At 29.9% G+C, this 14,617-nt stretch carries 11 protein-coding genes and 1 pseudogene; 6 read left to right on the top strand and 6 right to left on the bottom strand.

Annotated elements, in window-relative coordinates:
• The first annotated feature begins 263 nt into the window (after positions 1-263).
• From BTO16_RS18000 to BTO16_RS17220, 5 genes are all read left to right on the top strand, one after another.
• Complete coding sequence (locus tag BTO16_RS18000) at positions 264-392, top strand: hypothetical protein (protein ID WP_262503075.1); 129 nt, start codon at positions 264-266, stop codon at positions 390-392.
• A 54-nt stretch (positions 393-446) separates the two neighbouring features.
• The gene (locus BTO16_RS17705; RefSeq protein WP_170064485.1) at positions 447-602 is read left to right on the top strand and encodes a hypothetical protein; all 156 of its coding nucleotides are present in this window, start codon (positions 447-449) and stop codon (positions 600-602) included.
• A gap of 106 nt (positions 603-708) precedes the next feature.
• Positions 709-1,584, top strand: coding sequence for an XAC2610-related protein (locus BTO16_RS17230; RefSeq protein ID WP_146105425.1), 876 nt, complete (start codon positions 709-711; stop codon positions 1,582-1,584).
• A 25-nt stretch (positions 1,585-1,609) separates the two neighbouring features.
• Positions 1,610-3,439, top strand: coding sequence for a toxin-antitoxin system YwqK family antitoxin (locus BTO16_RS17225; protein WP_105022872.1), 1,830 nt, complete (start codon positions 1,610-1,612; stop codon positions 3,437-3,439).
• Between the two features lie 53 nt (positions 3,440-3,492).
• Positions 3,493-4,593, top strand: coding sequence for a hypothetical protein (locus tag BTO16_RS17220; RefSeq protein WP_105022871.1), 1,101 nt, complete (start codon positions 3,493-3,495; stop codon positions 4,591-4,593).
• Positions 4,594-5,055: 462 nt separating this feature from the next.
• Here BTO16_RS17220 and BTO16_RS17910 read toward each other — a convergent pair.
• The 4 genes and pseudogenes from BTO16_RS17910 to BTO16_RS17205 form a co-directional block, all read right to left on the bottom strand.
• A pseudogene (locus BTO16_RS17910) lies at positions 5,056-5,263 on the bottom strand (phosphoribosylformylglycinamidine cyclo-ligase); the annotation flags it as partial.
• A gap of 30 nt (positions 5,264-5,293) precedes the next feature.
• A complete protein-coding gene (locus BTO16_RS17215; protein WP_105022960.1) occupies positions 5,294-6,556 on the bottom strand; it encodes a GAF domain-containing sensor histidine kinase in 1,263 nt (420 codons plus the stop codon).
• Positions 6,557-6,749: 193 nt separating this feature from the next.
• The gene (locus tag BTO16_RS17210; RefSeq protein WP_105022870.1) at positions 6,750-7,949 is read right to left on the bottom strand and encodes an AIR synthase related protein; all 1,200 of its coding nucleotides are present in this window, start codon (positions 7,947-7,949) and stop codon (positions 6,750-6,752) included.
• Between the two features lie 559 nt (positions 7,950-8,508).
• Positions 8,509-10,692 (bottom strand): glutamine synthetase III family protein, encoded by a 2,184-nt coding sequence (locus BTO16_RS17205; protein WP_105022869.1) that lies wholly within the window; start codon positions 10,690-10,692, stop codon positions 8,509-8,511.
• A 168-nt stretch (positions 10,693-10,860) separates the two neighbouring features.
• On the opposite strand from BTO16_RS17205, the gene BTO16_RS17200 reads away from it, so the two are divergent.
• On the top strand, positions 10,861-11,886 hold the full coding sequence (locus tag BTO16_RS17200; RefSeq protein WP_105022868.1) for a glutamine synthetase beta-grasp domain-containing protein: 1,026 nt from the start codon (positions 10,861-10,863) through the stop codon (positions 11,884-11,886).
• A 76-nt stretch (positions 11,887-11,962) separates the two neighbouring features.
• Here the strand turns inward: BTO16_RS17200 and BTO16_RS17195 are convergent, their stop codons facing one another.
• Positions 11,963-12,511 carry a DUF4136 domain-containing protein gene (locus BTO16_RS17195; protein ID WP_105022867.1) on the bottom strand — a complete coding sequence of 183 codons (549 nt, stop codon included), beginning with the start codon at positions 12,509-12,511 and terminating at the stop codon, positions 11,963-11,965.
• Between the two features lie 11 nt (positions 12,512-12,522).
• Positions 12,523-14,511, bottom strand: coding sequence for a urocanate hydratase (locus tag BTO16_RS17190; RefSeq protein WP_105022866.1), 1,989 nt, complete (start codon positions 14,509-14,511; stop codon positions 12,523-12,525).
• Positions 14,512-14,617: the final 106 nt, after the last annotated feature.

The following is a 14,617-nucleotide window of genomic DNA, read 5'->3' as shown; positions in this document are numbered from 1 at the left end:
AAAAAAAAATCCATGTTAAAAAATCTAAAAAATACCTAATAGTAGGTATTTTTTAATGGTGAAAATTATTTTAATTTTACATATAACCCAAAATCATGTTATAAAAGCTGATCTTAAGTCTTCTAATTTCAATAAACTTCATTTCCTTTTCTCAAACCTCTTCTTTTGATATATCCCAGAAACAAGTAAATGCAGTTATTAGTTTAAACAGTTATTGCAATGCTTTTGGGGCTAGTGGCACTGATAATATATCTTGTAAATTCATGATAAATGTTAATAGTGGTTTAATTTACTATAAAACTCAATATAAAAAAGATAAAACTATTTCTGGCGGAAAAACCTACTATAGCATTAACTATGAGGTAATTACACATATAAAAGATGTAAATTAAATTTATACAGATGGTGATAAACTACATTTTGATTTAAATTCTAATGGTTACCTTATGGACATTAAAGCACCTGGAGAAAACTGGATTGGTAAAAGAAGATATAAAAATGATATAAGTACAACAGTTTATAATTCTGAGAAAAGAGAAAAAGCGCTTGAAGAAATAAAATATTTAGTTGCAAACTATAAGTATTTAGGGAAACTTAAATAAATGACACTTTTTTTTGGAAGATAATTCACAGAATTCTAATTATAATAAAGTTAATTTTTGATAATCAATATCTTTAAAAAGATAAACTTTTAAGCTCAATAATAAAATGAGATTACTACTTTATATATTTTTAATGCTAACTTCAATTGAAGCAAAATGTCAATCTAGCTATTCTGGTTATTTAAATAAGAACCCTATTACTTTAATTATGTATCATTATAATGATGGTAACACGTACGCTTATTATACTGATAATAATTTTGATACTCCAATAAAAATTACTGGAAATCTTAAAAATGAAACCTTAACGTTTTTAGAAAAAGACATAAAAGGAAAAAACATAGCTACTTTAATTTTTGATAAGTTTAAAGAAAGTAGACAAAAAATTGAAGGCAAATGGATTAGTATAGACTCAACAAAAACCTATGAAATTTCATTAAAAAAAGACTTTGACATAAATTATGGTTCAGATTTTGAATGGACGTCCAGAGAAGTACTTCAGTCTAATTCTACAAGAAACCATTATTTTAAAACTATAATTGATAAAAAAAAAGGTCTAGCTCATGGTAGCATAACAGGCGTAAAAATATTTGAAAAAAAAACTGATCAATTATTACAAACCATAGAATTAGATTGTCAATTATTAGCGATAGATAATGTGGCTATTGGAGATTATAATTTTAATGGTCTAGAAGATTTTTCTGTGTTAGCATCTATATCCGTTCATGTTTCAAATACGTCAAGTATTTATATGCTAAAAGAATCTAATTCAAATAAATATACCGTAAGTGGTTTTAAAGGTACTTCGTTAGAATTTGACAGTAATTTAAAACTTGTTTTTGGTAAAGATGAATGTTGTGAAGGAAGAAACGAAATACATACAACCTATAAAATTATTAATAATCAAATGGTTATGATTGAAGAAAAATGTTTAAAATATGATTATGAAAATGCTAAATTTATTGAAATAACATGCAAATAAAAAATAAATCCTAGAAATACAATTTATGAAAAACTTAATTACTCTATTATTTTTAAGCACAACAAGTCTATTATTTTGTCAAAATAAAAAGATAGATTGGTTTAATGGTAGTATAGATAACGCTATGGCTAAAGCTGAAAAATTAAACGCCATATTATTCATTTATGTGTATCCAGAAAACAGTACGCTTACAAAAAATTTAGATGACACTTTTTTTACACCATCACCAGAAGGTTCTTGGGAACAAAGAACAAATGTAATTGAACTACACAATAACTATATGGTTTCTATAAAATTCACAGCAAAAGAAGCAAGAGTTGAATTAGGCAATAATTACGATTTATCTAAACCCATTTTTTTATGGATGAACTCTATTAATAAACAACCCATTAAAGGAGAGATCGTAAGAAATATTGAAGATGTAGACTTAAAAAATTTATCTAAAACCATATTAGAAGAGCAGTTTGAAAAGACAGGTAAGTCTCATCCTTTGTATGAATTTGATAATATTAAAAAAATTATTGAAAGAAAAAACTGTAAAACTATTTTGTGTCATTATGATATCATGCATGGTATTTTTCTGAAAATTCCAGAAGATAAAAAGCATTATATGTTTGAAGAATTATCTTATAATCCAGGAGATTTTAATAGCCTAGAATTAAAATGGATTATGCAACAAGAAGCGTTTTTAGAAGGAGACCAAGAAGATAAGATTGATGTTTTCTATAGTGCCTTAACCTTTTCTTTCTTAAAAAACACTCCAAACTTAATAAGCCTTACAGAGGACCAGCGACTTGAAGCTTTTAATAAATATGCAAATGATAAAATTATAAAACCGTTAGGTATATATGCCCAAGCTTTTAAACAATACCTAATTGAAGATGATGAAGGTGACGGTTTTTTAAATAAAAACATAACTCAACAACATAAAGAGTATTATGAGAATGGACAACTAAAGAAAATTGGAAATTTTGAAAACGTCAATAAAACTGGTGAATGGAAATACTACTACGAAAATGGACAACTATCGGATATAGGAATCTATAAAGACGGAAAAGAAACTGGTGAATGGAAAAAGTATCGCCAAAATGGAACACTAGATGGAGTTGGAATCTATGAAAACGGAAATAAAACAGGTCTTTGGAAATCGTATCTTAAAAGTGGGGAGTTACTTTATACTTCAAACTATGAAGATGGTATAAATACAGGAGTACAAAAATGGTATCGTAATGGAAAAATATACATGTTTGTTAACTATGAAAACGGAAAAGCTAATGGTGAAAAAAAAGAGTATCATAAAAATGGAAAACTAAAGGAAATTGGAATCTATGAAAACGGAAAAAAATCAGGACTTTGGAAAACCTACTATACAAATGAACAACTAAAATATATTAAAAACTATGAAAACGGAGAAATAAATGGAGAAGCAAAATGGTACCATGAAAATGGCCAACTATCAGCTATAGGAAACTATAAAGACGGAAAAGAAACAGGTTTTTGGAAATACTACTACGATAGTGGGGAATTAGCGGAAATTGGAAACTATGAAAACGGAAAAGAAACTGGAGAATGGAAATCATACTATCAAAATGGCCAACTTACATATCGTGGAAACTACAAGGAAGGAAAACTAACTGGACTTTGGAATAACTACTATGAAAATGGAAAAATTATAATAGTGAAATTTTGGAATCAAGATAAGCTTATGGATATAAGAGTGCAATTAGATATTAATGGTAAACCACTTAAAAAAGGAACATTGAGCAATGGAAATGGAACTGTTAATATCTATAAAGATGATGGTACTCTAATTAGAACTGAAACTTACATAAAAGGTAAAAAACAAAAAAAGTAATGTTACAATTTTGAAATAAATTATAACTAAAAAGAGAAGTTTAAAAACAAACTATGACAGTTAAAAAAGCAACCACAACTCTATTCTTGCTTATTGCGTTTGTAAATGTTACCTATTCTCAAAATAAACAAATTGCAATTCCTAAAATAGAAGCTCCAGAAGCTCAACTTATTTCTGTTTTTCAGAAAGAAAAAATGGATAATCCCATATTTTTAAATGGGAATGTTAAAGAGGTTCATAAAAAACACATAAGTCATATAAACCCTAAAAGGCTTAAAAAAATTACAGAAAATTATCAATATACCTTAAACAAAAATAATGAAGTAATTACATATACAAGTGGTGTAGAGTTTGATGAAATGAATGTTGATTATTTAAATTCAGAAAGAAAACAAATTATTAAAAATGATACCATAATTAATCATGCTAATATTTGCTATACATTTAAAAAAGGAAAACTAGTTTCTAAAACAATAAAAACATTAGAAAAAACTAATTTTATTGGTTTTACAGACAGTATTCATTATAACTATAAGAACAATAAATTAATAGAAATAATTACATACCAAAAGGAAGTTCTTGTAGAAATGGATGAAGATGAAGTAAATGAATCTTATCTTGTATCTAATGATTATTTTATGACAAGTTTTAGTGAAGCAAAATATAATGAAAACAACAGAATAGAATCTAAATTAACAATAGAATATGATCAAAATGCCATGGTTTTATTTGTTGATAAAACACGCTATAACACTAGCGGCAAGAACTTATTAATTGTATTCAGAAAAACTTCTAATAGTTATGAAATAGTACTAAATGATTTGTCAGACTATTTAATTAACATTAAAGAAAACAATTTGAATGAAATTCCATTTGAAACAAATGAATACGATGGAATTTTTACTTATGACGAAGAAGATAAAGTTATAGAATTTGAAACATTTAACGTTCATAAAGAAAAACAACAATATAAAATAGAATACAAAAAGAATACAAGCATAGTTAAAAGAGCAACCAATAATAACCTTGACATAGAATACCATTTTAGGTATGATAAAAACAATAATCCTATTCAAGAAAAAAGATTTATTTATATTGACGGTAGAAAATATCTGGACACAGAAATAACTATGGAAATAAACTATTTTAAATAAAAAACACTACGAAAAAAAATGGCACCATAATTAGCATCATCCTAGTAATACTAGGTTTAACAGGTGTAAAACTTTTTAAAAAATATCAAAAAGAAGAAATTAAAGCACAACAGCAGCAAGAACTGCGTATACAAGGTGAAAAAATATTACAACATCAAAAAGAAGCTCGAATTGCTAAATATAAAGAAGAAGAAAAAAGAATAAATGATTCTATAATTAATGAACAAACCGTAAAACGAGACGAAGGTTTACAAATGCTAAAAGAAGCTAGAGAAAATTTACATAAAAATAAATAAAGTAAAAATGAAATATATCAACACCATGGTGCTACAAACTATAAATACTTTTGCTGCTAAAATTTATTGATATTCCTAAATAAAATACTTTTCTAGAAAACTACTAGTTAAAAGCCACTGTTTCTGCGGATTATTTTAAAATTTATTTTGTTTTTAAGAAAGTAAATTAATACTCAAAAACACCAAACTTGCTTGTTACTGTTAGTTTTTTGACTTGTGACTCTTCAACTCTACCTACAAATTTTAGCATCTAAATTATACGATTTTGAGATTGCAATAATGTATTATGCTGTTTCTCGAGAAACATAAATTTCCATTCTATGTTCACAATTAAAAACTTGACACATTTTTTACCAATCTATTTTAGATTGTTCTTATATAAATTTAAATAACAGAAAAGTAAATTATTCTTTTGGCAATGTAAAATAAAACGTAGTTCCCAACCCTTCTTTACTCTCTAACCAAATAGAACCTTTATAATACGTAACAATTTTTTTAACAATAGAAAGGCCTATTCCTGAGGAAGAACTAATGCTTTCTAATTTTGTAAACACTTTAAATATCTTTTCGAAGTAATCGGAATGAATCCCTATTCCGTTGTCTTTTACAAAAAACTCAAAATGCTCCTTTTTTTCTATTACTCCTATTTCAATTGTTCCTTCTTCTTTATCACTATATTTAACAGCATTCTGAATTAAATTTTGAAAAACTTGTCTAAACCTCCACGCATTTCCATGCAAACTTGGTAAGTTTTCTTGAACAGTAATTTTAATAGTAGCAGGAACTAAAATAGTTTTTAAAACCTCTTGAATAATTATATTTAAATCAATTTGTCTCTCGTCAGATTCTAATCTATCAATTGTTGAATAATCTAAAATTCCCTTTATTAAAAAACTCATTCTCTCTACATTAAATAAGACTTCATTTAGAGGATTAAAAAAACTTTCGCCTAAGGCGTCTTTGTTATCATCTATAAACCAGTTTACAATTGTGTGAATATTTATTAACGGTGCTTTTAAATCATGAGAAACTACGTGAGCATATTCATTTAATTCTTCATTTTGAAGTGATAAATCTTTTAATAATTCTTCTTTTTTTTGCTCTTGCGCTTTTAATAATTCTTCATTTTCTTTTCTTTGAATGACATTTACAAGCATATTTGCAAAAACAAAAAGTATATTTTTTTCGCTTTCAGAGTACTTGTGGGTTTCGTTAACAGAATCAAAACCAATGAAACCAATTAATACATTGTTTTTGATCATTGGTATAGTCATCAAACTTTTAATTCCTTGCGGCTCTATAATTGCACGCAAACCAAACTCGCCATCATTAGGCAATAGACTAACATCTTCTACATAAAAAGCTTTACCATTTTTATGAGCATCTAGCCATTGCGTAATGTAATCAACAGGTATATTTTGTAAATTATCTATTTCTGCATCTATACCTTTAGCACACCATTCATACGTATTACTAGTGGTGTTATTTACAAATTCGTAAGAAAAGATATAACTTCTATCGGCTGCAACAAACTCTCCTACTTTTTTTAAAGATTTTGTGACCAATTTATCAATATTTGATAAATCTGCATTGATATACTTTGTAGAAATGCTTATTAATAAGTCTTGCAAACGCAGTTGCTGTTTAATAATTTTATCTTTCTTCATTTGTTCAAAATTTAATTCAGAAACCAAAGAGGGTTTGTAAAAAGATTTAAAATAACTCGCTAAGTACAACTATATGAATATGCTTTTTTATTTAGTCTTTGTAATCCATATTTAAAAACATCTCTATTTTAATTAAATATTGGTAAAACTTTTAAATTTAATCGTTTTTATTATCTCCATTTTTTAAAAAAAATTAGTAATCAAATATACCAAACTCACTTTTAATCGTAAGTTTTTTTGTTTGCTTCTGATTTTCATCAGCATTAAATTCCTTAACACGGCCAACTATTTTAGCATCCACATTAAAAGATTTAGAAATAGCGATAATGTCTTTTGCTATTTCTTGAGAAACATAAATTTCCATTCTGTGTCCGCAGTTAAAAACTTGATACATTTCTTTCCAATCAGTTTTTGATTGTTCTTGTATTAGTTTAAATAAAGGCGGAATTGGAAACATATTATCTTTTACGATGTGTAAATTATCTATAAAATGTAAAATTTTTGTTTGTGCACCGCCAGAACAATGAATCATTCCGTGAACTTCTTTGGAAGTAAATTTAGACAAAATTTCTTTAATAATTGGCGCATAGGTTCTTGTTGGAGATAACACTAGTTTACCTGCGTCAATTGGTGAGTTTTCTACAACATCGGTCAATTTTGTGTTTCCAGAATATACTAAATATTCAGGAACTGCTGCATCGTAACTCTCTGGATATTTTTCTGCTAAATATTTATGAAAAACATCATGTCTTGCAGATGTTAATCCGTTAGAACCCATTCCGCCATTATATTCAGTTTCGTAACTAGCTTGTCCAAAAGATTCTAAACCAACAATAACATCGCCTACTTTTATATTTGCATTATCAATAACTTCAGAACGTTTCATTCTTGCAGTTACCGTAGAATCTACAATAATAGTTCTAACCAAATCACCAACATCTGCAGTTTCGCCTCCGGTTGAATGAATCGTTACTCCAAATTTTTTCAAGTCGGTAATAAGTTCTTCTGTTCCGTTTATAATTGCTGATAAAACTTCACCAGGAATTTTACTTTTATTTCGTCCGATAGTAGAAGATAACATAATATTATCTGTAGCACCAACACACAATAAATCGTCAATATTCATTATAAGAGCATCTTGCGCAATGCCTTTCCAAACAGAAATATCACCCGTTTCTTTCCAATACATATAGGCTAAAGAAGATTTTGTACCTGCACCATCTGCGTGCATTATTAAACAATAATCTTCATCATTGGTTAAATAATCTGGTACAATTTTACAGAATGCTTTCGGAAATAATCCTTTATCTATATTTTTAATGGCATTGTGCACATCTTCTTTGGATGCAGATACACCTCGTTGTGCGTATCTTTTAGAAACTTCTTGACTCATGTTGTTGTGTTGTTTGGCAAATTTAGTCTTTTGATTAAAAAAAAGCGATAGAAATCTATATGAATATTTAGAGGTAAACGAGTTACATTTATTTACATTATTGTTCGATAATAGAGACAAGACCGCTTCCGCTTCAAGACTCAAGACTCAAGACTCAAGAACCAATACTTAACTGAAACCAACTAACAAACGGCGGCAAATCAAAAGAAGGATTCTCTTTTTTATCATCTTAAAACCACTTCTAAGAAATTAGGTATTCTTTTAGAAAAGCTATAAAACTCTTTATTTCAGAAGGATTTATAGAACGAACCTATTTTGAACAGAACACTAATGCTCTATTTAATAAATATCTAGATTTTCTTTACCGAATTAGTAAGTTTCCGTGCTAAAAAAACTTACATATCTTTATAGGTATTGATAAATTTAAAGAACTTACTTTTAACTTTTACCATTAGCGTTAGGGATTGAAACGGTATCCTTTTTTGTTTTTCACAAAAAAGATTTAGTGTAAAGCCCGTTAAAACGCCCATACTTAAACAAGCTCAGTATTCACTACTATCTACCTGGTAAACAACAATTCTCTATATTTAGTAAGTGGCCACAAATTATCATCAACCATCGTTTCTAGTTTATCGCAATGGTATCGTATTTGCTCAAAAAACGGTTTAACATTATTACAATACATTTCTGCAGATTTTAATGCCAAATGTTTATTTGCTTTTCTACGTTCATCGATCATCTTAACACTTAGCGCATTAATTTCTGTGATATGATTGGAGATGATCATAATTAATTCTATTTGTTCTTTTGCAATATTTTTATATTCTTCACCAAAAATTTCTTTTAAATTTTTAGTATTTTCTAATAATGTATTTTGATAAATAATTGCGGTAGGTATAATATGATTTCTAGCAATATCGCCCAAAACTCTACTTTCTATTTGCACACGTTTGGTATATTCTTCAATATCAATTTCAAACCGAGCCTCTAACTCTACCTTATTCATCACCTCCATTTCCTCAAAAAGAGCAATTGCTTTTTTAGAAATTTTTACTTTTAGAGCTTCCGGAGTCGTTTTATTATTACTTAAACCACGTTTTTTTGCTTCTTTTTCCCAAGATTCACTGTAGCCATCACCTTCAAACCGAATTTTTTTAGACTCCTTAATATATTCTCTTAACACATTAAAAATAGCTTCGTCCTTTTTTAAATTTTTAGCATCGATTAATTCATCTACCTCTTTTTTAAATTCTTTTAGTTGTTTAGCAACAATTGTATTTAAAACGGTCATTGGTTTTGCACAGTTTGTCCAAGAACCTACAGCTCTAAACTCAAATTTATTACCGGTAAAAGCAAAAGGTGACGTTCTATTTTTGTCTGTGTTGTCTAATAATATTTCAGGAATTTTACCAATAATATTCAGTTTTAAATCGGTTTTTTCTTGGGGTGATAATTTTCCTTTTGTTACGTTTTCTAATTCGTCTAAAACTTCGGATAATTGACTACCAATAAACACAGATATAATTGATGGTGGCGCTTCATTTGAACCTAATCTTTGATCATTACTTTCGGATGCAACTGAAGCTCTTAACAATTCTTCGTATTCATAAACTGCCTTAATCGTGTTTATAAAAAAAGTTAAAAATTGTAAATTTTTCATTGGTGTTTTTCCAGGACTCAATAAATTAACTCCATCATCTGTTGATAAAGACCAATTATTGTGTTTACCAGAACCATTGATTCCTGCAAATGGTTTTTCGTGAAATAACACTTTAAATCTGTGGCGTCTAGAAACTTTTTGCATTACATCCATCAGTAAAGAATTATGATCTACCGCCAAATTTGCTTCTTCATAAATAGGTGCTAATTCAAATTGATTAGGAGCAACTTCATTATGCCTTGTTTTTAAAGGAATACCTAATAACATACATTCTTGCTCTAAATCTTGCATAAAATTCATCGCTCTTGCAGGGATACTTCCAAAGTAATGGTCGTCTAATTGTTGGCCTTTTGCAGAAGAATGCCCTAACAATGTTCTACCTGTTAACAAAATATCTGGTCTAGACAAAGCAAGTGCATCATCAATTAAAAAATATTCTTGCTCCCAGCCTAAAGTTGCATATACTTTGGATGCATTTTTATCAAAATATTTACAAATTGCAGTTGCGTGCGTATCCACAGCTTGCAACGCTCTTAACAAAGGGGTTTTATTATCTAAAGCTTCACCCGTATACGCCACAAAAATTGTTGGAATACACAAAGTAGTTTCATAAATAAATGCGGGCGATGTTGGATCCCAAGCCGTAAAACCTCTTGCTTCAAAAGTGTTTCTAATTCCGCCATTTGGAAAACTTGAAGCATCTGGTTCTTGCTGCACTAATTGTTCGCCGTCAAATTTTTCCATGGCTAAACTACCGTTAATAGACTCAAAAAAAGCATCATGTTTTTCTGCAGTTGCACCTGTTAATGGCTGAAACCAATGTGTATAATGTGTAGCACCTTTAGAGATTGCCCAATCTTTCATACTAACTGCAACTTGATCTGCAATTTTTCTATCAATTTTAGTTCCTTTTTCAATCGCATTCATCACACTTTCGTAAGCAGCTCTTGTAAGATACTGTTGCATAGCATATTTGTTAAAAACATTTTTACCGAATAAAACCGATCTTTTTTCGTTTTCAACCACTTTTATCGTGCTTCTGTTTAATGTTTCTTGTAATGCGGCAAATCTAACTGTTGACATAATATGATTTTTATCTAGTATATTTTATTCTTTAAACAAATATACCCTATAAAAATTAGGGATAAAATTATTTTTAGATGATTTTAAAAATTTTACCCCTATTTTTTTTGATATCTTAGTTAAATATTTCATTTTTGCACTGTTAACATCACATTTATAATATTTACTATGGCAAAAATTAAATTAGAATACATTTGGTTAGACGGATATTTTCCAACTCAGAACATGAGAAGTAAAACCAAAGTAGAAGAACACGAAAATTTTCAAGGAACAGTAGAAGAACTAGGAATGTGGTCTTTTGACGGATCGTCTACAAAACAAGCTTCAGGCGGTGCTTCTGATTGTTTACTTAAACCGGTGGCAATATATCCAGACCCAGCAAGAATAAATGGTTATTTAGTAATGACAGAAGTTCTAAATGCAGATGGAACAGATCACGTTTCAAATGGTAGAGCTACTATAGACGATGATGATGACGATTTCTGGTTTGGTTTTGAGCAGGAGTATTTTATTATGGATACCAAAACTCAATTGCCTTTAGGTTTCCCTATTGGTGGCTATCCTGCACCGCAAGGAATGTATTATTGTTCTGTAGGTGGTAAAAATACACATGGTAGACTTTTAGTTGAAGAACATGCTGACTTATGTATTGATGCAGGTTTAAACTTTGAAGGTATCAATCAAGAAGTTGCTTCTGGACAGTGGGAATTTCAATTGTTCGCAAAAGGCGCTAAGAAAGCAGGTGATGAAATCTGGGTTGCACGTTATTTATTAGACAGATTAACAGAAAAACACGGATATTATATAGAATACCATCCAAAACCTTTAGGTAGAGATATGGACTGGAATGGTTCTGGTATGCACGCAAACTTCTCTAATTCAGTTTTAAGAACGTGTGGAGATAAAGATACATATGCTAAAATCTGTGAAGCTTTTAGACCAGTTGTAAAAGAGCATATTGCTGTGTATGGCGAGTTTAACGATCAACGTTTAACTGGTTTACATGAAACTGCTTCTATTCATGATTTTTCTTGGGGTGTTTCTGATAGAGGAGCTTCAATTAGGATTCCAATTATTGCAGTTCAAAAAGGCTGGAAAGGTTGGTTGGAAGATAGAAGACCAGCATCTAATGGTGATCCATATAAGATTGCAGGTAGAATTATAAAAACTGTAAAATCAGCAAATATTAGCTAGATTTTTAAAATAATAAAAACAGAAAACTCCGAAATTAATATAATATCGGAGTTTTTTTATGCTTATAAATTATAAATTATTTTTTTCCTTCTGGTGGAAATCTAGAAATAATTTCTTTAACAAATTCTTTAATTCTAGCTTCTTTTTTATCTCTATCTTCTATTTTCAAAGCTCCTGTTCCAATTCCTTGCCAAAATAATTCTTTCTTTTTTGGATCAATAAAATCAACAAATAAGGTGCCTTCTGTATATTGAGAAACATTTACGTTATTATTCATTCCGTTCATCATCCAAGGATTCCAACCCATGCCCCAGCCCCAGCCAAAACCCATATTATTATTTTGATTTACGTTTACACGTTCCCTAGATTTTGTAAAAAAACTAACCAACATATCCGGATTTTCAGATTTCATAAATCCTTTTGCTACTAATTCTGATTCTATTGCTCTTAAAACACGTTTCTTGTCCAAGTCGGAAATAGCTGCTTTGTCAATTCCTGGTTTGTAAAAAGCAAAGGTTTTAAAGCTATCAAAGTTTGCATTTGAATCATAATCTGTAACTACTTTTACAGCGTTACATGAGGATAATAAAACAACACTAAATAAAAAGAGAACTAAATTTTTCATGATTAATTATTTTAATTTATTGAATCTATAAGTTTATCGTCAACCATATTAGGTAGTGTTACTTGCAAGTTTTTTTCAGATTTCATTGCTCTTTTAATTGCAAAAACAGCCTCTTTATTTCTTGCCCAACTTCTTCTTGAAATTCCGTTGTTTACATCCCAAAAAAGCATTGATTCTAAACGTTTTGACGCTACTTTAGAACCATCAAGAAGCATGCCAAATCCACCATTTATTACTTCTCCCCAACCAACGCCACCACCGTTATGTATAGAAACCCAAGTTGCACCTCTAAAACTATCGCCAATTACATTCTGGATCGCCATATCTGCTGTAAATTTAGAACCATCGTAAATATTAGAGGTTTCTCTATAAGGGGAATCTGTACCAGAAACATCATGATGATCTCTGCCTAAAACCACTGCTCCGATTTCTCCTTTTTTGATAGCTTTATTAAACGCTTTTGCAATTTTAACTCTTCCTTCTGCATCCGCATATAAAATTCTTGCTTGAGAACCAACGACCAATTTATTTTCTTGTGCGCCTTTTATCCATTGAATATTATCTGCCATCTGTTGCTGAATTTCTTCGGGCGAATGTTGCTTTATCTCCTCTAAAACTTCACAAGCAATTTTATCTGTCTTCGCCAAATCTTCTGGTTTACCCGATGCACAAACCCATCTAAAAGGCCCAAATCCGTAGTCAAAACACATTGGCCCCATAATGTCTTGCACATAACTAGAATATTTAAAATCAATTTTGTTTTCTGCCATTACATCTGCTCCTGCTCTACTTGCCTCTAATAAGAATGCATTTCCGTAATCGAAAAAATAAGTTCCTTTTGCTGTATGTTTATTAATGGCGTTTGCATGTCTTCGTAGCGTTTCCTGAATTTTTTCTTTAAATTTCTTCGGATGTTCAGCCATCATTATATTTGCATCTTCAAAAGAAATATCCGTTGGATAATAACCTCCAGCCCAAGGATTGTGCAATGATGTTTGATCTGAACCTAAATCTACATGCACATTTTCGGTATCAAACTTTTCCCAAACCTCAACTATATTTCCTAAATATGCTATTGAAACCCTTTCTTTAGTTGACTTAGCCAATTTTACTCTCGCGACTAATTTATCTAAATCTGTAATTTTTTCGTCAATCCAACCTTGATCTAATCGTACTTGTGTAATTTTTGCATTTACCTCTGCACAAACGGTAATACAACCTGCAATATTTCCTGCTTTTGGCTGTGCACCAGACATTCCGCCCAATCCAGAAGTAACAAATAAATTTCCTTTTGGTTCTTTATTTATTTTTCGAAATGCGTTTAAAACCGTAATTGTTGTTCCGTGAACAATTCCTTGTGGGCCGATATACATATAACTTCCTGCAGTCATTTGTCCGTATTGAGAAACTCCCAACGCATTCATTTTTTCCCAATCATCTGGTTTTGAGTAATTAGGAATTACCATTCCGTTAGTAACCACAACTCTTGGCGCATTTTTGTTGGATGGAAACAACCCCATTGGATGTCCAGAATACATTGTTAACGTCTGTTTATTAGTCATTTCTGATAAATACCTCATTGTAACTAAGTACTGTGCCCAGTTTTGAAAAACAGCGCCGTTACCTCCGTAGGTAATTAATTCATGCGGATGTTGTGCAACTGCGTAGTCCAAATTATTCTGAATCATTAACATAATTGCCTTTGCTTGTTCTGATTTACCCGGATACTCTGCAATATCTCTTGCCTGCATTTTATAATCGGGTCTAAATCTGTACATATAAATTCGACCATATTTCTCTAACTCATCAACAAATTCTGGCAATAATTCGGCATGATGTTTTGCATCAAAATAACGTAACGCATTTCTTAAGGCTAGTTTTTTTTCATCCGCAGATAATATTTCTTTTCTTTTTGGTGCGTGATTTATAGAAATATCATAGGCTTTTTTTGAGGGTAAAATAGCCGGAATTCCTTGCTTAATTTGTTCTTTGAAAGTCATAAAACGTTCGTTTTTAAGTATTGTTAAACAAATATATTTCTTTTTTAGAAATCAGATTTTAAAAACGATAAAGATTTGCAGTATTTTTTAAGATTTTCGTAAATTG

This window comes from Polaribacter glomeratus (genome assembly GCF_002954665.1).
Taxonomy (GTDB): domain Bacteria; phylum Bacteroidota; class Bacteroidia; order Flavobacteriales; family Flavobacteriaceae; genus Polaribacter; species Polaribacter glomeratus.
This window is presented reverse-complemented; position numbering and strand designations above follow the sequence as displayed.

Bases quoted from the DNA above. Each gene is read 5' to 3' on its own strand.
- BTO16_RS17210 (WP_105022870.1), bottom strand. From the start codon at position 7,949: ATGAGTCAAGAAGTTTCTAAAAGATACGCACAACGAGGTGTATCTGCA.
- BTO16_RS17215 (WP_105022960.1), bottom strand. From the start codon at position 6,556: ATGAAGAAAGATAAAATTATTAAACAGCAACTGCGTTTGCAAGACTTA.
- BTO16_RS17195 (WP_105022867.1), bottom strand. From the start codon at position 12,511: ATGAAAAATTTAGTTCTCTTTTTATTTAGTGTTGTTTTATTATCCTCA.
- BTO16_RS17190 (WP_105022866.1), bottom strand. From the start codon at position 14,511: ATGACTTTCAAAGAACAAATTAAGCAAGGAATTCCGGCTATTTTACCC.
- BTO16_RS17220 (WP_105022871.1), top strand. From the start codon at position 3,493: ATGACAGTTAAAAAAGCAACCACAACTCTATTCTTGCTTATTGCGTTT.
- BTO16_RS17205 (WP_105022869.1), bottom strand. From the start codon at position 10,692: ATGTCAACAGTTAGATTTGCCGCATTACAAGAAACATTAAACAGAAGC.
- BTO16_RS18000 (WP_262503075.1), top strand. From the start codon at position 264: ATGATAAATGTTAATAGTGGTTTAATTTACTATAAAACTCAATATAAA.
- BTO16_RS17225 (WP_105022872.1), top strand. From the start codon at position 1,610: ATGAAAAACTTAATTACTCTATTATTTTTAAGCACAACAAGTCTATTA.
- BTO16_RS17230 (WP_146105425.1), top strand. From the start codon at position 709: ATGAGATTACTACTTTATATATTTTTAATGCTAACTTCAATTGAAGCA.
- BTO16_RS17705 (WP_170064485.1), top strand. From the start codon at position 447: ATGGACATTAAAGCACCTGGAGAAAACTGGATTGGTAAAAGAAGATAT.
- BTO16_RS17200 (WP_105022868.1), top strand. From the start codon at position 10,861: ATGGCAAAAATTAAATTAGAATACATTTGGTTAGACGGATATTTTCCA.